General features: G+C 71.5%; 18 protein-coding genes. 10 read left to right on the top strand and 8 right to left on the bottom strand.

The window, feature by feature from the left end; all coding sequences use genetic code 11:
- Positions 1-138: 138 nt before the first annotated feature.
- The 7 genes from ccrA to pssA all read left to right on the top strand — a co-directional run bounded on the left by ccrA (position 139) and on the right by pssA (position 7903).
- Positions 139-1476 (top strand): crotonyl-CoA carboxylase/reductase, encoded by a 1338-nt coding sequence (ccrA, locus tag ACZ7DE_RS13470; protein ID WP_470761091.1) that lies wholly within the window; start codon positions 139-141, stop codon positions 1474-1476.
- A gap of 17 nt (positions 1477-1493) precedes the next feature.
- Complete coding sequence (locus ACZ7DE_RS13465) at positions 1494-3542, top strand: protein meaA (RefSeq protein ID WP_470760575.1); 2049 nt, start codon at positions 1494-1496, stop codon at positions 3540-3542.
- Positions 3539-4498 carry an HpcH/HpaI aldolase/citrate lyase family protein gene (locus tag ACZ7DE_RS13460; protein WP_470760573.1) on the top strand — a complete coding sequence of 320 codons (960 nt, stop codon included), beginning with the start codon at positions 3539-3541 and terminating at the stop codon, positions 4496-4498. The genes ACZ7DE_RS13465 and ACZ7DE_RS13460 overlap by 4 nt, the downstream gene beginning before the upstream one ends.
- Before the next feature lie 4 nt (positions 4499-4502).
- A complete protein-coding gene (locus ACZ7DE_RS13455) occupies positions 4503-5027 on the top strand; it encodes a MaoC family dehydratase (protein ID WP_470760571.1) in 525 nt (174 codons plus the stop codon).
- A gap of 2 nt (positions 5028-5029) precedes the next feature.
- Positions 5030-6235, top strand: a complete 1206-nt coding sequence (locus ACZ7DE_RS13450; protein WP_470760569.1) for an acyl-CoA dehydrogenase family protein — start codon at positions 5030-5032, stop codon at positions 6233-6235.
- Between the two features lie 170 nt (positions 6236-6405).
- Positions 6406-7062 (top strand): phosphatidylserine decarboxylase, encoded by a 657-nt coding sequence (locus tag ACZ7DE_RS13445; RefSeq protein ID WP_189925758.1) that lies wholly within the window; start codon positions 6406-6408, stop codon positions 7060-7062.
- Between the two features lie 22 nt (positions 7063-7084).
- Positions 7085-7903, top strand: a complete 819-nt coding sequence (pssA, locus tag ACZ7DE_RS13440; RefSeq protein ID WP_470761089.1) for a CDP-diacylglycerol--serine O-phosphatidyltransferase — start codon at positions 7085-7087, stop codon at positions 7901-7903.
- A 393-nt stretch (positions 7904-8296) separates the two neighbouring features.
- Here pssA and ACZ7DE_RS13435 read toward each other — a convergent pair whose 3' ends face one another.
- Positions 8297-9415 (bottom strand): glycerate kinase, encoded by a 1119-nt coding sequence (locus ACZ7DE_RS13435; RefSeq protein WP_470761087.1) that lies wholly within the window; start codon positions 9413-9415, stop codon positions 8297-8299.
- A gap of 213 nt (positions 9416-9628) precedes the next feature.
- Here ACZ7DE_RS13435 and ACZ7DE_RS13430 point away from each other — a divergent pair, with 213 nt between their 5' ends.
- Positions 9629-10765 (top strand): ADP-ribosylglycohydrolase family protein, encoded by a 1137-nt coding sequence (locus ACZ7DE_RS13430; protein WP_470760568.1) that lies wholly within the window; start codon positions 9629-9631, stop codon positions 10763-10765.
- Entirely contained in the window at positions 10762-11262 is a 501-nt protein-coding gene (locus ACZ7DE_RS13425) for an NUDIX domain-containing protein (RefSeq protein WP_470760566.1), read from the top strand. The genes ACZ7DE_RS13430 and ACZ7DE_RS13425 overlap by 4 nt, the downstream gene beginning before the upstream one ends.
- A 67-nt stretch (positions 11263-11329) precedes the next feature.
- On the opposite strand, the gene ACZ7DE_RS13420 is transcribed toward ACZ7DE_RS13425, so the two are convergent.
- Positions 11330-11530: a type II toxin-antitoxin system VapB family antitoxin gene (locus ACZ7DE_RS13420; RefSeq protein ID WP_470760564.1), complete on the bottom strand. Its 201-nt coding sequence runs from the start codon at positions 11528-11530 to the stop codon at positions 11330-11332.
- A gap of 82 nt (positions 11531-11612) precedes the next feature.
- Here ACZ7DE_RS13420 and ACZ7DE_RS13415 point away from each other — a divergent pair, with 82 nt between their 5' ends.
- Positions 11613-12350: an SIR2 family NAD-dependent protein deacylase gene (locus ACZ7DE_RS13415; protein ID WP_470760562.1), complete on the top strand. Its 738-nt coding sequence runs from the start codon at positions 11613-11615 to the stop codon at positions 12348-12350.
- A gap of 31 nt (positions 12351-12381) precedes the next feature.
- Here ACZ7DE_RS13415 and ACZ7DE_RS13410 read toward each other — a convergent pair whose 3' ends face one another.
- From ACZ7DE_RS13410 to lpdA, 6 genes are all read right to left on the bottom strand, one after another.
- Positions 12382-12879 carry a methylated-DNA--[protein]-cysteine S-methyltransferase gene (locus tag ACZ7DE_RS13410; RefSeq protein WP_470760560.1) on the bottom strand — a complete coding sequence of 166 codons (498 nt, stop codon included), beginning with the start codon at positions 12877-12879 and terminating at the stop codon, positions 12382-12384.
- A gap of 59 nt (positions 12880-12938) precedes the next feature.
- On the bottom strand, positions 12939-14429 hold the full coding sequence (locus ACZ7DE_RS13405; protein ID WP_470760558.1) for a DNA-3-methyladenine glycosylase 2 family protein: 1491 nt from the start codon (positions 14427-14429) through the stop codon (positions 12939-12941).
- 49 nt (positions 14430-14478) lie between these two features.
- Positions 14479-15993 carry a carboxylesterase/lipase family protein gene (locus ACZ7DE_RS13400; protein WP_470760557.1) on the bottom strand — a complete coding sequence of 505 codons (1515 nt, stop codon included), beginning with the start codon at positions 15991-15993 and terminating at the stop codon, positions 14479-14481.
- Between the two features lie 79 nt (positions 15994-16072).
- Positions 16073-16531, bottom strand: a complete 459-nt coding sequence (locus ACZ7DE_RS13395; RefSeq protein ID WP_470760555.1) for a DUF7144 family membrane protein — start codon at positions 16529-16531, stop codon at positions 16073-16075.
- Positions 16528-17976: a hypothetical protein gene (locus ACZ7DE_RS13390; protein WP_470760553.1), complete on the bottom strand. Its 1449-nt coding sequence runs from the start codon at positions 17974-17976 to the stop codon at positions 16528-16530. Before ACZ7DE_RS13390 ends, ACZ7DE_RS13395 begins: the two co-directional genes overlap by 4 nt.
- A gap of 138 nt (positions 17977-18114) precedes the next feature.
- A complete protein-coding gene (lpdA, locus tag ACZ7DE_RS13385; RefSeq protein WP_470760551.1) occupies positions 18115-19527 on the bottom strand; it encodes a dihydrolipoyl dehydrogenase in 1413 nt (470 codons plus the stop codon).
- Positions 19528-19586: the final 59 nt, after the last annotated feature.

The raw sequence follows: 19586 nt of genomic DNA, 5'->3' as shown, positions 1-19586 counted from the left end.
ACCTCCCGCGCCACAAAGCGCTGCCGAACAGCACCGCCGCCGAACCGACGGCATTTCCCACCCAACCCTCAGCAGCACCGACGTAACCCTCAGCGCCCCTCCCTCAGGGCGCACACCGCCGGAGGCAACACCGTGACCGTGAAGGACATCCTCGACGCGATCCAGTCGCCGGACTCGACGCCGGCCGACTTCGCCGCTCTTCAGCTCCCCGAGTCGTACCGCGCGATCACCGTGCACAAGGACGAGACGGAGATGTTCGCGGGCCTGGAGACCCGCGACAAGGACCCGCGCAAGTCGCTCCACCTGGACGAGGTGGCACTGCCCGAGCTCGGCCCGGGCGAGGCCCTGGTGGCCGTCATGGCCTCCTCGGTCAACTACAACTCCGTGTGGACGTCGATCTTCGAGCCGGTGTCGACGTTCTCCTTCCTGGAGCGCTACGGCCGCCTCAGCGAGCTCACCAAGCGGCACGACCTGCCGTACCACATCATCGGCTCCGACCTCGCGGGCGTCGTCCTGCGCACCGGCCCGGGCGTCAACTCCTGGAAGCCGGGCGACGAGGTCGTCGCGCACTGCCTGTCCGTCGAGCTGGAGTCCTCGGACGGCCACAACGACACGATGCTCGACCCCGAGCAGCGCATCTGGGGCTTCGAGACCAACTTCGGCGGCCTGGCGGAGATCGCTCTGGTCAAGTCCAACCAGCTGATGCCGAAGCCGGACCACCTGAGCTGGGAGGAGGCGGCGGCCCCCGGCCTCGTCAACTCCACCGCCTACCGTCAGCTGGTCTCCCGCAACGGCGCCGGCATGAAGCAGGGCGACAACGTCCTGATCTGGGGCGCGAGCGGCGGTCTGGGCAGCTACGCCACGCAGTTCGCGCTGGCCGGCGGCGCCAACCCGATCTGCGTCGTCTCCTCGCCGCAGAAGGCGGAGATCTGCCGGGCCATGGGCGCCGAGGCGATCATCGACCGCAACGCCGAGGACTACAAGTTCTGGAAGGACGAGAACACCCAGGACCCCAAGGAGTGGAAGCGCTTCGGCAAGCGCATCCGCGAGCTCACCGGCGGCGAGGACATCGACATCGTCTTCGAGCACCCCGGCCGCGAGACCTTCGGCGCCTCCGTGTACGTCACCCGCAAGGGCGGCACCATCACCACCTGCGCCTCGACCTCGGGCTACATGCACCAGTACGACAACCGCTACCTGTGGATGTCGCTGAAGCGGATCATCGGCTCGCACTTCGCCAACTACCGCGAGGCCTGGGAGGCCAACCGGCTCATCGCGAAGGGCAAGATCCACCCGACGCTGTCGAAGGTCTACTCCCTGGAGGAGACCGGCCAGGCCGCCTACGACGTGCACCGCAACCTCCACCAGGGCAAGGTCGGCGTCCTCGCGCTGGCCCCCGAGGAGGGCCTCGGCGTGCGCGACCACGAGAAGCGCGCCCAGCACATCGACGCCATCAACCGCTTCCGCAACATCTGAGACACCCGAGGTCATAGATGACTGAGCGTCAGTCCGCCGAAGGAAAGCGGGAGAAGGACCGGCCGTGGCTCATGCGCACGTACGCCGGTCACTCCACGGCCGAGGCGTCCAACGAGCTGTACCGGCGCAACCTCGCCAAGGGCCAGACGGGTCTGTCGGTCGCGTTCGACCTGCCCACCCAGACCGGCTACGACTCCGACCATGTCCTCGCCCGCGGCGAGGTCGGCCGGGTCGGCGTCCCGGTGGCCCATCTCGGCGACATGCGCAGGCTGTTCCAGGACATCCCCCTGGAGCAGATGAACACCTCGATGACGATCAACGCCACCGCCATGTGGCTGCTGGCGCTCTACCAGGTCGTCGCCGAGGAGCAGGGCGCTGACGTCACCCGGCTCCAGGGCACGACCCAGAACGACATCGTCAAGGAGTACCTGTCCCGGGGGACGCACGTCTTTCCCCCGGGGCCCAGCCTCCGGCTGACGACGGACATGATCGCGTACACGGTGTCCCACATCCCGAAGTGGAACCCGATCAACATCTGCAGCTACCACCTGCAGGAGGCCGGGGCCACGCCGGTGCAGGAGATCGCGTACGCGATGTCCACGGCGATCGCCGTGCTGGACGCCGTCCGCGACTCCGGGCAGGTGCCGGCCGAGAAGTTCGGCGACGTCGTCGCGCGCATCTCCTTCTTCGTGAACGCGGGCGTCCGCTTCGTCGAGGAGATGTGCAAGATGCGCGCCTTCGGCCGCATCTGGGACCAGGTCACCCGCGAGCGCTACGGCATCGAGAACCCCAAGCAGCGCCGCTTCCGCTACGGCGTCCAGGTCAACTCCCTGGGCCTGACGGAGGCACAGCCGGAGAACAACGTCCAGCGGATCGTGCTGGAGATGCTCGCCGTCACGCTGTCGAAGGACGCACGCGCGCGTGCCGTGCAGCTGCCCGCCTGGAACGAGGCGCTGGGTCTGCCCCGGCCCTGGGACCAGCAGTGGAGCCTGCGCATCCAGCAGGTCCTCGCCCACGAGAGCGACCTGCTGGAGTACGAGGACATCTTCGAGGGCTCGCACGTCGTCGAGGCGAAGGTGGCGGAGCTGGTCGAGGCGTCCCTCGCGGAGATCGAGCGCATCCAGGAGATGGGCGGCGCGATGGCCGCCGTCGAGTCCGGCTACCTCAAGTCGCAGCTGGTGTCCTCGCACGCCGAGCGCCGCGCCCGCATCGAGTCCGGGCAGGAGAAGATCGTCGGGGTCAACATCTTCGAGACGACCGAGCCCAACCCGCTGACCGCCGACCTCGACACGGCGATCCAGACGGTCGACCCGGCGGTCGAGGCCCGTGTCATCGCCTCCCTGCAGAACTGGCGCGACACGCGGTACCAGCCGCCCTTCAACCACCCGCGTCCGTGCAAGGCGCTGGAGAAGCTGAAGGAGGCCGCCAAGGGCACCGCCAACCTCATGGAGGCCACCCTGGAGTGCGCCCGCGCCGGGGTCACGACCGGCGAGTGGGCCGGGGCGCTGCGCGAGGTGTTCGGCGAGTTCCGCGCGCCGACCGGCGTCTCCTCGGCGCCGGTCGCGGTCCCCGCGGAGGAGGGCTCGGCCATGGCCGACGTCCGCCGCAGGGTCGACGTGACCGCGAAGGACATGGGCGTGGGCAAGCTGCGCTTCCTGGTCGGCAAGCCGGGCCTGGACGGGCACTCCAACGGCGCCGAGCAGATCGCCGTGCGGGCCCGCGACGCCGGCTTCGAGGTGGTCTACCAGGGCATACGGCTGACGCCCGAGCAGATCGTGGACGCCGCGCTGGAGGAGGACGTGCACGCCGTGGGCCTGTCCATCCTCTCCGGCTCGCACGCCCAACTGGTGCCGGACGTCCTCGAACGGCTCCGTGTGGCCGGTGCCACAGACATCCCGGTGATCGCCGGTGGCATCATCCCGAATGGTGACGCGGAGCAGCTCAGGGCTGCGGGCGTGGCCGCGGTCTTCACCCCGAAGGACTTCGACATCACCGGAATCATCGGCCGCATCGTCGACGAGATCCGCAAAGCGAACAAGCTCGACCCCCTGGAGGTCCCCGCATGACCGTCAACCGTCTGCGTCCGCGCCGCTCGTGTCTCGCGGTCCCGGGCAGCAACCCCCGCTTCCTGGAGAAGGCGCAGGGACTCCCGGCGGACCAGGTCTTCCTCGACCTCGAGGACGCGTGCGCGCCGCTCGCCAAGCCCGAGGCGCGGCACACCATCGTCAAGTTCCTCAACGAGGGCGACTGGACCGGCAAGACCAGGGTCGTGCGCGTCAACGACTGGACGACCGAGTGGACGTACCGCGACGTCGTGACGGTGGTCGAGGGAGCCGGCCCGAACCTCGACTGCATCATGCTGCCCAAGGTGCAGAGCGCCCAGCAGGTCGTCGCCCTGGACCTGCTGCTGACGCAGATCGAGAAGACCATGGGCTTCGAGGTCGGCCGTATCGGCATCGAGGCGCAGATCGAGAACGCGCAGGGCCTGAACAACGTCAACGAGATCGCGCAGGCCTCGCCGCGCGTCGAGACGATCATCTTCGGCCCGGCCGACTTCATGGCGTCGATCAACATGAAGTCGCTGGTCGTGGGCGAGCAGCCGCCCGGTTACCCGGCGGACGCCTACCACTACATCCTGATGAAGATCCTGATGGCGGCCCGCGCCAACGACCTCCAGGCGATCGACGGCCCCTACCTGCAGATCCGCAACGTCGAGGGCTACCGCGCGGTCGCGCAGCGCGCCGCCGCGCTCGGCTTCGACGGCAAGTGGGTGTTGCACCCGGGTCAGGTCGAGGCGTCGAACGAGATCTTCTCGCCCTCCCAGGAGGACTACGACCACGCCGAGCTGATCCTGGACGCGTACGACTACTACACGTCCGAGGCGGGCGGCAAGAAGGGCTCGGCGATGCTCGGCGACGAGATGATCGACGAGGCCAGCCGCAAGATGGCCCTGGTCATCTCCGGCAAGGGACGCGCCGCCGGCATGCAGCGCACCAGCAAGTTCGAGATCCCGGAGGCCTGAGGCGATGCAGTTCGGGCGCACGTACGAGGAGTTCGAGGTCGGGGCGACGTACAAGCACTGGCCGGGAAAGACGGTCACGGAGTACGACGACCACCTGTTCTGTCTCCTCACCATGAACCACCACCCCCTCCACATGGACACGAACTATGCGGAGAAGACGACCGACTTCGGCAAGAACGTCGTCGTGGGCAACTACGTCTACTCGCTCCTGCTCGGCATGTCGGTGCCGGACGTGTCCGGCAAGGCGATCGCCAACCTGGAGATCGAGTCGCTCAGGCATGTCGCGCCGACCTTCCACGGCGACACGATCTACGGTCAGACGACCGTGCTCGACAAGTGGCCGTCGAAGTCGAAGAACGACCGCGGCATCGTCCACGTCGAGACCAAGGGCTACAAGCAGGACGGCACGCTGGTCTGCGTGTTCCGCCGCAAGGTGATGGTGCCGACCGAGACGTACATCAAGGAGCGCGGCGGCGAGCAGCCCGGCCGCCCGGAGCTGAACGACCCTTCGGAAAAGACGGAGAAGTAGCCATGGCGCGCCTCGCCCAGACCGCCGGTCTGACCGATGTCCAGCAGGAGATCCTCTCCACCGTCCGCGGCTTCGTGGACAAGGAGATCATCCCGGTCGCGACCGAGCTGGAGCACCGCGACGAGTACCCGCAGCAGATCGTCGACGGCCTCAAGGAGTTGGGCCTGTTCGGTCTGATGATCCCCGAGGAGTACGGCGGTCTGGGCGAGTCGCTCCTCACCTACGCGCTGTGCGTGGAGGAGATCGCCCGCGGCTGGATGTCCGTCTCGGGCATCATCAACACCCACTTCATCGTGGCGTACATGCTCAAGCAGCACGGCACGCAGGAGCAGAAGGACCACTACCTGCCGCGCATGGCGGCCGGCGACATCCGGGGCGCGTTCTCGATGTCGGAGCCGGGCCTGGGCTCGGACGTGTCGGCCATCACGTCCAAGGCCGTCAGGGACGGCGACGAGTACGTCCTCAACGGCCAGAAGATGTGGCTGACGAACGGCGGAACGTCGTCTCTGGTGGCCGTTCTGGTGCGAAGTGACGAAGGACACCCCGAGGGCACGGCGCCCCACAAGTCGATGACGACGTTCCTGATCGAGAAGGAGCCCGGCTTCGGCGAGGTCCGCCCCGGCCTGACCATCCCGGGCAAGATCGACAAGATGGGCTACAAGGGTGTCGACACCACCGAGCTCATCATGGATGGCCTGCGGCTTTCCGCCGACCGGGTGCTCGGCGGGGTCACCGGCCGAGGTTTTTACCAAATGATGGACGGCGTCGAGGTGGGCCGCGTGAATGTCGCGGCGCGTGGTTGCGGCGTCGCCCAGCGTGCCTTCGAGCTGGGCGTGCAGTACGCCCAGCAGCGCCACACGTTCGGCAAGCCGATCGCCCAGCACCAGGCGATCCAGTTCAAGCTGGCCGAGATGGCTACCAAGGTCGAGGCCGCCCATGCGATGATGGTGAACGCCGCACGCAAAAAGGACTCCGGAGAACGAAACGACCTCGAGGCAGGGATGGCGAAGTACCTCGCATCCGAGTACTGCAAGGAGGTCGTGGAGGACTCCTTCCGTATCCATGGCGGCTACGGGTTCTCCAAGGAGTACGAGATCGAGCGCCTCTACCGTGAGGCCCCGATGTTGCTGATCGGTGAAGGCACCGCCGAAATCCAGAAAATGATCATCGGGCGCAGGTTGCTCGAGGAGTACCGGTTCCAGGGCTGATTGTCCGAGTTGGGGGTGTTTTCTTCGAGAAGAAGATCACACCCCGTCAACTTCTGTCGCCTGTCGACTCGGCTTCCTTGCTTACCCAGTTGTGGCCCCGAACCGCTACGATCGCGGAAAGCCGCCGTCCCCCCGTCGAAGCGCGGCATCATCCGCTACGAAGGTCATCCATGCCCCACAGCCAAACCTCTGCACACCGCGACAGCCTGGTAGGCGCACGCCTCGCGCGCGGAGCATCGCCGTGGCTCCTGCCGACCGTCGCCACCGCAGCCGTCAGCCTGCTGCGGGCCCGCCGCTCGGGTGCCGCCAAGGCCGTCGCCGTGCCCGCCACCGCTCTCGCGGCGGGCATGCTGTGGTTCTTCCGCGACCCCGAGCGTGAGATCGCCCCGGGCCGGGTCATCTCCCCCGCCGACGGTGTGGTGCAGAGCATCATGCCGTGGAAGGACGGGCGCACCCGGGTCGCGATCTTCATGAGCCCGCTCAACGTCCACGTCAACCGCGCGCCGCTGGCCGGCACCGTGACGTCGGTCGAGCACATCCCCGGCGGGTTCGTGCCGGCGTTCAACAAGGAGAGCGAGAACAACGAGCGCGTCGTCTGGCACTTCGACACCGAGCTCGGTGACATCGAGATGATCCAGATCGCCGGAGCCGTCGCCCGCCGCATCGTCCCCTACATCCCCGAGGGCACGAAGGTCGAGCAGGGCGAGCGCATCGGCCTGATCCGCTTCGGCTCGCGCGTCGACATCTACCTGCCCGAGGGCGTGGACGTCGCGGTCGAGGTGGGGCAGAAGACCGTGGCAGGGGTGACTCGCATTGACCGTGATTGACCCGGAGACCCAGGCGGGCTGGGTGCCCGAGGCGGACGAGGTGGACGACGAGGAGGAGATGCCCCTCTCTCTGCGTCTGTCGATAGCGGACACCCTCACCCTCGGCAACGCCACGTGCGGCTTCATGGCGGTGTACTTCACCACCACCGGCATCCTGATCCCGCACCTCACCGGCAGCCAGGAATCCGGCATGGCCCGCCACAGCGCGGCCACGGCGGTCATCCTGATGCTCTGCGCGGCGGTCTTCGACCTCTTCGACGGCCTGGTCGCGCGCAAGCTGCGCTCCTCCCCGATGGGCGCGGAGCTGGACAACCTCTCGGACCTCATCAGCTTCGGTCTGGCCCCGGCGTACTTCGTCCTCGTCTACGGCATGGTCGCCAACGACGCCCACCAGCGGGTGGCGGCGGTCGGGGCGATCATGGTGCTGCTGGCGGTGGTGCTGAGGCTTGCCCGGTTCTCGTGCGTGACGGTGAAGGACGGCACCTTCCAGGGCATGCCGTCGCCGTTCGGCGCGCTGACCGTCGTCTCGATCGTGCTGCTGGAGCTGCCCTTCGAGGCGACGCTGATGGCCATCCTGGGCACCGCCTGGCTGATGGTGAGCCGGGTCGAGTACCCGAAGCCCCGAGGCCGCCTCGCCGGCGCGATGCTCGCGTGGATCGTCCTGTCGATGGGCCTGCTGGCGGCCTGGGCGTTCGACGCGCCCGGCGGTCAGCTGCTCCTGCAGACGGGCTGCGCGCTGCAGCTGGTCATGGGCGCGGTCATCCCGCTGTTCGCCACGGCGCGCCGGGTGAACAACTTCCGCGACAACCGGCGCGAGGCGCGGGCAGCACAGCTGCCCTGATCCCTCCGCACGCCGACGGGCGTGGCCCGAGCCCCTCAAGGCTCGGGCCACGCCCGTTTTCGCGTCCAGCTGGGCCAAGGCCGACGGGCCGGGACCGGTAGGCCAGGGTCGCTGGGCCAGGTTTGCCAGCCCAGGTCCGCCAGGCCGGGTCCGCCGGGCCCACGTTTGCCAGGCCACGTCCGCCAGGCCGCGTCTGCCAGGCCACGTCCGCCGGGCCGGGTCCGCCGGCCCACGTCTGCCGGCCCACGTCCGCAGGCCAGGTCCGAAACCGGCCCACATCCGCCAGCCCACATCCGCAGGCCAGGTCCGCCGGCCCACGTCTGCCAGCCCACGTCCGCCAGGACGCGTCCGCGGGTCAGGTCCGCTCGTCTGCCGTGCGGGGTCGGACCTTGCCTACAGCAGGAAGTCCCGGCCGATCTGCTCCGCGACCCGTTCCAGGATCGGGCCGGCGTCCGAGATGCAGGTCGCCACGTCCGGCTCGACCTCCGTCAGCGGGTACGCCCGGCGGATCCCGGCCCGTCCCAGCGCCTCGGGCGGAAGCGCCAGCCGCCCGCAGACCGCGACGACCTCCTTGCCGGCCGCCCGGGCCGCCGCGGCGACTCCCGCGGGGGCCTTGCCGTGCAGGGTCTGCTCGTCCAGCGAGCCCTCGCCGGTGATCACCAGCTCCGCCCGTTCGAGCGCCGGTGCGAAGCCCAGCACGTCGAGCATGACGTCGATGCCGGCGCGGAAGCGGGCGCCGAGGAGCAGCGCGCCGAAGCCGATGCCGCCGGCGGCCCCCGCGCCCGGCGCGCCGGCGTACTCGGCCGCCTTCGGGCCGACCGCCGTCTCCAGCACCGTCGCGAAGTGCGCGAGCGCCGCGTCCAGGGCCTCGACGTCGTCCGGTGAGGCGCCCTTCTGCGGCCCGTACACCGCCGGCGCGCCCTTCGGGCCGGTCAGCGGGTTGTCGACGTCGCTCGCCAGGACCAGTTCCACGGTCGCGAGGCGAGGGTCCAGCCCCGACAGGTTTACGCGCGCCACTCCCGCGAGGCCGCCGCCGCCCGGCGCCACGGGCTCGCCGTCCTCGTCGAGGAACCGCGCGCCCAGCGCGGACAGCATGCCCGCGCCGCCGTCGGTGGTCGCGCTGCCGCCGACCCCGAACACGATCGTCCGCACGCCCTCGTCCAGCGCGGCACGCAGCAGCTCCCCGGAGCCGTACGTCGACGCCGTGAGCGGTGCGAAGACGCCGGCCGGGAGCCGTTGCAGCCCGCTCGCCTCGGCCATCTCCACGACCGCCGTGTCGCCGCGCACCGCGAACGCCGCGGTGACCTCGTGCCCGAGGGGCCCGGCGACCCGCACCTCACGGCGTTCGAAGCCGGCGGCGACCGCCGCGGCCACGGTGCCGTCACCGCCGTCGGCGACGGGCAGGGCCGCAACCTCGACGTCCGGTACGGCCCGGCGCAGTCCCGCCGTCACCCGCTCGGCGACCTCCACGGCCGTCAGCGAGCCCTTGAACTTGTCCGCGGCCACGAGCACCCGTCGGGTGCCCTGCGCTGCAGCGTCCGCCACCTTGCGATCCCCTTGCTCTCCGGGCCCCGCGTCGCACGTCAGGGCCAGTCGCGCCGCTGCGACCTTAACCGCCGGACGCCCCCGCCGTCATGCGCTGTCCGGCCCCCGGCGCCGTGGCACCGTCGCCCCCGGCGCGTCGAAGCCCGCGCGGGGGCGCCCCGGATCGGGTAGACCGGAGGCATGACTGCTGTGGGCGGCGGACCGGAGCTCGCCGACCGCGTCCTCGGAGGCTGGCTGGGCCGGATCGCGGGCAACATGCTCGGCAAACCGGTCGAGCAGGGCGATCTGTGGACGCGCGAACGCATCGACCGCTATCTGCGGCGGGCCGACGCCCTGCCGCTCACCGACTACCTGCCCGAGCCCGCCGACACGGAGGAGGCACGGCAGCTGCGCCCGGAGTGGCGAAGCTGTGTGCGTGGCCGCGTGCACGGCAGCTGCCGCGACGACGACGTGGACTACGCGATCCTCGGCCTCGACCTGCTGGAGACCCACGGCTTCGGCTTCACCACCGAGCAGGTCGGCGACCTGTGGCTGCTGCGGCTGCCCTATCTGCAGACGTTCACCGCCGAACGGGCCGTCTACCGCAACCTCACGGCAGGTATGAAACCGCCGCTGACGGCGACGTACGACAACCCCTACCAGGAGTGGATCGGCGCCCTGATCCGCGCCGACGTCTACGGCTGGACCTGCCCGGGCCTCCCCCGCCGCGCCGCCCTGCTGGCCCGCCGGGACGCGGTGCTCTCGCACACCGGCAACGGCGTGTACGGCGCGATGTTCGCGGCGGCGCTGATCTCGTCGGCGTTCACCGCGCCCACGGTGCGCCGCGCGCTGGAGGAAGCGTTGACCGTCGTCCCGGCGAGCAGCCGCCTCGCGCGCACCGTGCGCCGGGTCGCCTCCCTCCACGCCACTCGGATGACCTGGGAGGACACCCTCGCGACGGTGACGCAGGAGACGGCGGGCCTGGGCTGGATCCACACCGTCCCGAACGTCGCCGTCCTCACCGCGGGCCTGCTGTACGGCGACGGCGACTTCACCCGCACCGTCGCGCTCACCGTGCGCGGCGGCCTGGACACCGACTCGAACGGGGCGACGGCCGGTTCGGTGGCCGGCGTCCTGACCGGCGCCGCCGCGATCCCGCCGCAATGGACTCTGCCGTTGGAGGACACCGTGCGCAGCGCGGTGTTCGGTTTCGACGGCGCGCGCATCAGCGAGCTGGCGCGGCGAACCGTACGGCTGGCCGAGGAACGGGGGCGCTCCGAGCAGATCCGGCCGGATGAGGAAACCGTCGGCGAAGCGCCGACTACCCTGCCTTGGTGACCACTTCCAGCAAACCCGACTTCGCCGCGTATGTCGCCTCCCTGCCCCGTGTCCTGGCCGGCGCCGCCGCGCTCTTCCGTGACGCCGAGGGACGCGTTCTGCTCGTCGAGCCCAACTACCGCGCGGGCTGGGCCCTTCCGGGCGGCACCATCGAGTCCGACGGGGGCGAGAGCCCCCGGCAGGGGGCGCGCCGCGAGACGCTGGAGGAGATCGGTCTCGACCGTGAGCTCGGTCGGCTGCTCGCGGTGGACTGGGTGCTCGGACCGGACCGTCCGCCGCTCGTGGCGTACGTCTACGACGGCGGTGTCCTCGACGAGGACACCCTGGGGGCGATCCGGCTGCAGGAGGAGGAGCTGCTGTCCTGGCGGCTGGTCGCGCCCGAGGAGATCACCGACTATCTGCTGGGCGCACTGGGCCACCGGGTGCTGGCCGCGCTGGACGCCCTGGCGGACGGCTCGGTGACGGCCGAGCTGGAGAACGGCCGTCCGGTGCGCTGACCGGTCCCGGTGAGCCGGGCGGTCGGGTGGGCCGAGCGCTCCGCCGGGGATCCGTCGGGCCGGGCGGTCAGCCCTCCACGTCGCGCGGCTTGGCGTCGACCTCGCGCAGCGCCTCGTCGCGGACGGCCGTGCGGGCCTCCGTGCGGTGGCCGCGCTCGATGTAGTCGCGCAGGACGACCTCGACGGCGTCCTGGGGGCTGCCCACGCCGGTGAGCACCATGACCTCGACGACGAGTTCGGCGTCGAGCGAGAGAGCTGCCTTGGCCATGCGGGGAAGGTAGCACCGACCGGCCGGCGGCGGGCGTTTATCCGCTCGCGGCCGGCTGATGCCCCGCCCTACGCTCGAACACATGAGCAAGCCCCTTGTCGCCATCCTCACCGGGGCCGGTGTCTCCACCGACTCCGGCATTCCCGACTACCGCGGCCCCAACGGGCTGTGGCGGCGCGATCCGGAGGCGGAGAAGCTCGTCACGTACGAGTACTACATGGGCGACCCGGAGATCCGGCGGCGGTCCTGGCAGATGCGCCGCCGCACCCAGGCCCTGGCGGCCGAGCCGAACGCGGCGCATCGGGCCGTCGTCGACCTGGAGCGTTCCGGGGTGCCGGTGCGGGTGATCACGCAGAACGTGGACGGGCTGCACCAGCTCGCCGGGCTGCCGGCGCGCAAGGTGCTCGAACTGCACGGCACCGTCCGGACCGTGGTGTGCACGAAGTGCCACGCCAGGGGTCCGATGCAGGACGCGCTGGCGCGGGTCGAGGCCGGTGAGGAGGACCCGCCGTGCCGGGTGTGCGGCGGGATCCTGAAGTCGGCGACCGTGATGTTCGGCGAGCGCCTCGACCCGGTGGTGCTGGGCCGGGCCGTCGCCGTCGCCAAGGCGTGCCAGGTGTTCCTGGCGGTCGGCACCAGCCTCCAGGTGCAGCCCGCCGCCGGGCTGGCCGGCGTCGCCGCCGAGCACGGGGCCCGGCTGGTCGTCGTCAACGCCGAGCCGACGCCGTACGACGAGATGGCCGACGAGGTCGTCCGGGAGCCGATCGGGACGTCACTGCCGAGGCTGCTGCGGGAGCTCGCCGTCTCCGGCGCGGTCTGAGCCGGAGGGCCGGGCTCCTCGCGGGCCCGGCCTAGAAGAGGGTCGTCCCGCCGGGGGCGGCGCCGCTCTCGAACGCCAGCAGGCGTTGCTTGCGGTCCAGGCCGCCGCCGTAGCCGGTGAGGCTGCCGCCGGCGCCGATCACGCGATGGCAGGGCACGATGATCCCGATGGGGTTCTTGCCGTTGGCCAGGCCCACCGCGCGGGAGGCGCCCGGGTTGCCGACGGCGTCCGCGAGCTCTCCGTAGGAGCGGGTCTCGCCGTACGGGATCTTCCGCAGCTCGGCCCAGACACTGCGCTGGAACGGCGTTCCGTGCAGGCGGAGTTCGAGGGTGAACTCCGTCGACTTCCCTGCGAAATAGGCCTTCAGCTGGTCCGAGGCGTCCGTGAGGAGGGTGTCGTCCCGGGGGCCGAAGTTCTCCTCGGGCGGGCGGTGGCGCTGTCCGGTCATGTAGAGGCCGCACAGGACGCCGTCGTCGGCGACGAGGGTCAGGGCGCCGTAGGGGCTGTCGATGACGGTGTGCTGCTTCACTGAAGTCCTTTGCAGGCGTGTGTGGGCGGGTACGGGCGTGTACGGGCTTGGTACGGGGCTCACACCGGAAGGAAGTTGACCGGGTGGCTGTCGGTGGCCCAGAGGTACTGGACGGCGTACGCGCGCCAGGGCCGCCAGGCGGCCGCACGGGAGGTGAGCGCCGCCGGGGTGGAGGGCAGCCCCAACTCCCGTGCGACGCGGCGGATGCCGAGGTCGGTGGGGAGGAACGCGTCGGGGTCGCCGAGGGCGCGCATCGCGATGACGTCCACCGTCCACGGCCCGAAGCCGGGCAGCGCCAGGAGCCGGTCGCGGGCGTGCGACCAGTCGCTGTCCACCCCCAGGTGGAGTGTGCCGTCGGCCAGTTGAGCGACGAGGCCGGTGAAGGTGGTGCGCCGGGTGCGGGGCATCGCCAGGGACTCGGGGTCGACGGCGGCGAGCGCCTCGGGGGTGGGGAAGAGGTGGGTGAGGCCGCCTTCCGGATCGTCGACCGGGTCGCCGTGGGCGGTGACCAGGCGCGCCGCGTGGGTGCGGGCGGCCGCGGTGGAGACCTGCTGGCCCAGCACGGCGCGTACGGCGAACTCCGCCTCGTCGACGGTGCGCGGCACGCGGCGGCCGGGGGCCTTGTCCACGAGCGGCGCGAGCAGCGGGTCCGCGCGCAGCCGGTCGTCGACGGCGACCGGGTCGGCGTCCAGGTCGAGCATGCGCCGGCAGCGGCTGATCGCGACGGTGAGGTCGCGCAGGTCGCTGAGGGTGATGCGGCAGCCGATGTGGTCGGGGTGCGGGGTGAGCGCCACGATGCCGTGCCCGTAGGGCAGCCGCAGTGTGCGCCGGAACGCGCCGTCCCGCCACTCCTCCACTCCCGGGACGCCGGTCGCGGCCAGGTGCCCGAAGAGGTTGTCCGGGTTGAGGGGGACGCGGAAGGGCAGGCGCAGGACGAGCGTGCCCGGGGTGGCCGGATGGTTCGAGGGGCTCTTGCGCGGGACGCGGGCGCGCAGTTCGCTCGGCGAGAGGGCGAAGACCTCGCGGACGGTGTCGTTGAAGGTGCGGATGGAGGCGAACCCGGCGGCGAACGCCGCTTCGGCCATGGGCAGTTCGGTCGTCTCGATGAGGAGGCGGGCGGCCTGGGCGCGCTGGGCGCGGGCCAGCGCCAGGGGTCCCGCACCGAGTTCGGCGAGGAGTTGGCGTTCCACCTGACGGGTGCTGTAGCCGAGGCGGGCGGCGAGGCCGGGCACGCCGTCGCGGTCGACGACGCCGTCCGCGATCAGCCGCATGGCGCGGGCGACCAGGTCGGCGCGCTGGTTCCACTCCGGCGAGCCGGGGGTGGTGTCGGGCCGGCAGCGCTTGCAGGCGCGGAAGCCGGCCTGCTGGCAGGCGGCGGCGCTCGGGTGGAAGACCATGTTCTGCGGCTTGGGCGGCACGACCGGGCAGCTGGGCCGGCAGTAGATGCCGGTGGTCAGGACCGCCGTGAAGAACCAGCCGTCGAACCGGGCGTCCTTGGACTGCACGGCGCGCACACAACGCTCTCGATCGGTGTACATCCCGTTCTGCATGCGTCCAGCATCGGCCAGCGGCCCTCCCGTCGCTGGCGAGAATCCGACATCAACCTCGCGTGTCCTGCATGGGGACGACGTCCCGCCACAGCGCGCGGAGGGCGGAGTCGGCGTCGGACAGTGAGTCCTCGGGGACGGCCCAGATCTTCGCGGTGGTGGCCCCGGCGGTGACCGCGGGCCATCCGGGATCGCCGCAGGCGGCGAAGTCGCGCCAGGCGCGGAGCATGCGCCGGGACAGGGCCCGGTCCTGTGCGTCGGGCGCGCCGCCGATGAGGAACTCGGCTCCCACCGCGTCCAGGTTGCCGAACGCGAAAGGGATGTCGGCGGTGTGCCAGGGCCGGACCGGGCCGCCCGCGGGCCCGCGCCGGCGGGCGAAACGCGACAGGAACGCCCTGCCGCCGGCACGTGCGTGCTGCTCGGCGAGCCGGCTGCCGTACTCGCCGAACTGCGCGTCGCCGAACATCGCCAGATACCGGTCGAGCACCGGAGCGCCGGGCATCAGCGCGCGGTATCCGTCGACCAGACGGGCGGGCAGGCCGAGGGCAGCGGCGAGCTCCACGAGGTCCGACTCGGCGGCGGCCCCGCGCACCGCGCCGACCTCGTGCAGGAACCAGTACTCCTCCAGGGTGTGGCACACCAGCAGGTCCACGTCGCGGGAGCCGCCCCGGGCCAGCGCGGAGAGCGGATCCGTGGGCAGCACGTCGCCGTCGACGACGGGCTGGAAGAGCACCGGTTCGAATGCCTGGAGCGCCGTCACGGGATCGTCGGCGCACTCTTCGGCGACCTTGTCGGAGGCGGCCACCAGTTCCTGGGGCGAGGCGGAGAGCAGCCCGTCGCCCGTCGCGGCGACGCCGGTCGCGGCCGCGATCCGCGCCGTGGTCGCGGCGGCGGCGCCGACGGTGCAGAAGGCGTCGGGCACGCTGTGCGCGACGACTCTCCGGAACGCGCCACGCGCCGCTTCCACGGCCATCAGGCAGACGGCGGAGCCCGCTCCGGCGGAATGCCCGGCGACCGTGACGTTGCCGGGATCGCCGCCGAACGCGGCGATGTTCTCGCGCACCCAGCGCAGAGCGGCCGCCTGGTCGAGCAGCCCGCGGTTGTCGGGAAAGCCCGGCACATGGCCGAAGCCCTCGAACCCGACCCGGTAGTTGCAGCTGACGACGACCAGTCCGCCGCGGGCCAGCGCCGCGCCGTCGAAGTCGGGCTGGGCGGAGGAGCCGAAGGTGTAGGCGCCGCCGTGGATCCACAGGAGCACCGGCAGCGAGCCGCGGTCCGGCTCGGGCCGCACCCACACGTTGACGGTGAGCACGTCCTCGTCGCCGGGGCGCCATACCGGCGCGCCGGGCAGCTTCGCGGACTGCGGTGCGACGGGTCCGAACGCCGTGCAGTCGCGCCACGCGCTCCAGCCGGGAACCGGTTGCGGGGCGCGGAACCGGCGGGGGCCGAAGGGGGCGGCGGCGTAGGGGATCCCGAGGACGGCGACGACGCCGTCGGATGATCGCCGGCCGCGGACCCGGCCCGCCGTCGTGCCGAACTCGACCTGCGCCGCTGGCTGTTCCCCCATGCGCGCAAGCCTGCCACACCCCCGGGGGCCGGGCCCGGTCGTCCCTGCGGGACGGGGGCGGTCCGCGCCGAACGAGGTTTCAGACCGTCCGCTGGCGCCACACCGCCAGGGAGAGGATCACGAACGTGTCGATCGCCATGACGACGACCGACCGGAGCGGCTCGTACGGCAGGAACAGGAACTGGGCGACGAGGCTCAGGGCGGCGAGGAGGACGCCCGGGTAGCGGGCCCCGGTCATGCCCTTGAGCAGGGCCGCGCCGGTCGCGGCCGCGAGGGCGCCGAGGACGAGGTGGATCCAGCCCCAGCCGGTGAGACTGAACGCGTAGACGTAGGAGCCGACGCGGGCGTGGACGTCGTCCCCGGCGACGGCCGCGATGCCCTGGAGGACGGCGAGCACCCCGCCGCACAGCATCAGGACGCCGGCGAAGAGGACGCCGTCGCCCTGGGGTGGGGCGGTCCGCCGCGGTCCCCCGCGCGGGACGGACCAGGCGGTGCCGATCTCGCCGGGCGGGTCGCCGGGCCGGGAGGTCGAGCTCATGCGGGGGTGTCCTTTCGGCGGGGCCGGACCGCGAGGAAGTCGACGACGCCCAGCGCGAAGAGCAGGGCGAGGGCGAGGCCGACGACGACCCAGCCGGTCGGGTAGGGCCACAGCAGGTAGGCCAGGACGGCCGCCGCCGCCAGGATCCAGGTGATCGCGGTGCGAGAGCGGTGCACGAACGGGCCGACGGGCCCGGTGCGCAGTCCGGCGTGGTCGGCGGTGGTGCGCACCGCCCCGATGCCCGAGTGCCACAGCCCCCGGACGAGGGCGGCCCGGCGCCCCGGCCCGGTCAGCCAGGCGGCCAGGGCGACCACCACGCCGAGGGCCACCACCGCACGCACGGAGGTGCGCAGGAAGCGGGTGAGCGTGTCGTAGACGGATCCGGCGGCTGGCTGGGAGATGCCGGCCGGGAGAGCGTCCAGATAGACGACCCGGAACACGGTCAGCGCGACGCTCAGCAGGAAGGCGGCGAACGCGAAGCAGAGCGCGGAGACGATCAGGACGCGCCGGCGGTGGGTCGACAGCAGCACACCGGACGCCAGCAGCAGCACCGCGACGACGGGCAGCCAGAGGCCGGCCAGCTGCAGCAGCCGGAAGTAGGTCCTGACCCGGCCGATGTCCTCGGATTCGACGACCGTCAGATCGGTGTGGACCTCGGGGATCCTGTCGGCGGCCGTCATGCCGGAGTCGACCAGCCGCTGCTTGACCTCGTCGACGACCGGGGCGAGGTCCACGGTCACCGTGTCGTTCTCGATCTTCACGGCGCCGCCGCCGCTGCCGGTGAGGGCCTTGACCATGGTGCTGTGGACACGGCGGTTGGCGTCGGCCCAGATCCGCCGGAAGGCGTCGGAGGCCACCACGGCCTGCGCCTTGTCGTGCACGAAGCTGCGCACGGCGCCCTCGATGGAGGGCCCGAGCCGGCGCAACGCCTGCTGGACCAGCGGGCGTTGCGCCGGCGCCACGTCCTGCAGCAGTGCCTTCAGGTCGAGGTGGTCCATCACGGCGGCGGTGACACGGCTCGCGGCGGCGTTCTGCACGTCTCGATCGGAGGCGAGCGGGCGGACGGTGTCGACGTAGCGGTCGGTGTCGCCCACGATGTCGGCGGTCCAGGCGGCGAGCACGCCCGGCGGGGCCAGGACGCAGCCGAGGACGATGAGGACGACCGCCACGAGCGAGCGGATCCGGTGGTGGGCGGGGCGGAGCCGGGCGCGCTCGGCCTCCAGTTCCGCGACACGGGCCCGCAGGGCGTCCACCTCGGCGCCGCCCGACGTCCCGTCGCCCGCCTTCCCGCCACCCGATCGCCCGTCGTCCTGCCCGTCGCCCGCCTTCCCGCCGCCCGGACGCCCCTCGTCCTGCCCGTCGCCCGCCTTCCCGCCGACCGGACGCCCCTCGTCGGGTGTGCCGCCGTCGAGGGCGCCGCCGACGGGGCCACCGCTGTCCGGCATGAGGCTCCCTCGCCGTCGGTCCGGTCCGGCCCGGATTTCGGTCCGGTGGATGCCAGCACATCCCGGAGCCACGACGACGGCGCGCCCGGCGGGGCCGTCCGGGTGAACGGCGGCCCCGCCGGGCGCGGTGTGCGGGAACTACATGTTGATCATGTGGCCGGCCAGACCGTGCACGGCCTCCTTGACGGCCTCGCCCAGGGTGGGGTGGGCGTGCACGTTGCGGGCGACCTCGTGGACGGTGAGGTCCCACTGCTGGGCGAGGGTCAGTTCGGGGAGGAGCTCGGTGACGTCGGGGCCGATGAGATGGCCGCCGAGGAGTTCGCCGTACTTGGCGTCGCTGATCAGCTTCACGAAGCCGGTGGCGTCGCCGAGGCCGTGCGCCTTGCCGTTCGCGGTGAAGGGGAACTTGGCGACCTTGACGTCGTGGCCGAGCTCGCGGGCCTGGGCCTCGGTGTAGCCGAAGCTGGCGATCTGGGGCTGGCAGTAGGTCGCGCGCGGGATCATCACGTAGTCCAGCTCCATGGTCTCCGCGTCCGCGATCGTCTCCGCGGCGATCACGCCCATCGCCTCGGCGGTGTGCGCGAGCATGAGCTTCGCGGTGACGTCGCCGATGGCGTAGATGTGCGGCACGGAGGTGCGGCAGCGGCCGTCGACGTCGATCGCGCCGCGCTCGGTGACCGCCACGCCGGTGTTCTCCAGGCCGTAACCGGTCACGTTCGGGGCGAAGCCGATCGCCTGCAGGACCTTGTCCGCCTCCAGGACCTGCTGGGCGCCGTCCTTGCCGGTGACGGTGACGCGTACCTGCGGGCCGGACTCGTCGATGGACTCCACCCGGGTGGAGGTGAGCACGTCGATGCCCAGCTTCCGGTACTGCTTGGCCAGTTCGGCGGAGACCTCGGCGTCCTCCAGGGGCGCGACCCGGTCCAGGAACTCGACGATCGTCACCTTCACGCCGTAGTTGTGCAGGACGTACGCGAACTCGATGCCGATGGCGCCGGCGCCCGCGACGATGATCGACTGCGGGAGGTCCTCGGCGAGGATCTGCTCCTCGTACGTCACCACGCGCGCGGTGCGCTTGGTGCCGGGGAGCAGCTTGGGAGTGGCGCCGGTGGCGATGATGCAGTGGTCGAAGCCGAGGGTGCGGGTCTCCCCGTCGTAACCGGTCACCCGCAGGGTGTGGTCGTCGACGAAGTCGCCGCGGCCGTCGAACTCGGTGATCTTGTTCTTCTTCATCAGGTAGTGGACGCCCTTGACCCGGCCGTCGGCGACCTTGCGGCTGCGGCGGTACGCCTCGCCGTAGTCGAACGTCACCTGGCCGTCGGCCTTGATGCCGAAGGTCTTCGCCTCGCGGGTGAAGATATGGGCGAGTTCGGCGTTGCGCAGCAGTGCCTTGGTGGGGATGCAGCCCACGTTGAGGCAGACGCCGCCCCAGTACTTCTCCTCGACGACGGCGACGCGCTTGCCCAGCTGGGCGGCGCGGACCGCGGCGACATAGCCGCCGGGTCCGGCACCGAGGACCACGACGTCGAAGCGTTCGTCCTGCTCGGGCATGGGAGGTTTCCTTTTCCGTGGAGTGCGTGACGGGTGATGCGTCGTTCCCGTCCGATTGT

This window comes from Streptomyces sp. NPDC037083 (assembly GCF_055606485.1).
This window is presented reverse-complemented; position numbering and strand designations above follow the sequence as displayed.

Excerpts from the sequence above, each read along its gene's own strand:
- ACZ7DE_RS13400 (WP_470760557.1), bottom strand. The coding sequence starts at position 15,993 with ATGGGGGAACAGCCAGCGGCGCAGGTCGAGTTCGGCACGACGGCGGGC.
- lpdA (WP_470760551.1), bottom strand. The coding sequence starts at position 19,527 with ATGCCCGAGCAGGACGAACGCTTCGACGTCGTGGTCCTCGGTGCCGGA.
- ACZ7DE_RS13460 (WP_470760573.1), top strand. The coding sequence starts at position 3,539 with ATGACCGTCAACCGTCTGCGTCCGCGCCGCTCGTGTCTCGCGGTCCCG.
- ACZ7DE_RS13395 (WP_470760555.1), bottom strand. The coding sequence starts at position 16,531 with ATGAGCTCGACCTCCCGGCCCGGCGACCCGCCCGGCGAGATCGGCACC.
- ACZ7DE_RS13450 (WP_470760569.1), top strand. The coding sequence starts at position 5,030 with ATGGCGCGCCTCGCCCAGACCGCCGGTCTGACCGATGTCCAGCAGGAG.
- ACZ7DE_RS13420 (WP_470760564.1), bottom strand. The coding sequence starts at position 11,530 with ATGGCCAAGGCAGCTCTCTCGCTCGACGCCGAACTCGTCGTCGAGGTC.
- ACZ7DE_RS13445 (WP_189925758.1), top strand. The coding sequence starts at position 6,406 with ATGCCCCACAGCCAAACCTCTGCACACCGCGACAGCCTGGTAGGCGCA.
- ACZ7DE_RS13405 (WP_470760558.1), bottom strand. The coding sequence starts at position 14,429 with ATGCAGAACGGGATGTACACCGATCGAGAGCGTTGTGTGCGCGCCGTG.
- ACZ7DE_RS13390 (WP_470760553.1), bottom strand. The coding sequence starts at position 17,976 with ATGCCGGACAGCGGTGGCCCCGTCGGCGGCGCCCTCGACGGCGGCACA.
- ACZ7DE_RS13415 (WP_470760562.1), top strand. The coding sequence starts at position 11,613 with ATGAGCAAGCCCCTTGTCGCCATCCTCACCGGGGCCGGTGTCTCCACC.
- ACZ7DE_RS13455 (WP_470760571.1), top strand. The coding sequence starts at position 4,503 with ATGCAGTTCGGGCGCACGTACGAGGAGTTCGAGGTCGGGGCGACGTAC.
- ACZ7DE_RS13430 (WP_470760568.1), top strand. The coding sequence starts at position 9,629 with ATGACTGCTGTGGGCGGCGGACCGGAGCTCGCCGACCGCGTCCTCGGA.
- ACZ7DE_RS13465 (WP_470760575.1), top strand. The coding sequence starts at position 1,494 with ATGACTGAGCGTCAGTCCGCCGAAGGAAAGCGGGAGAAGGACCGGCCG.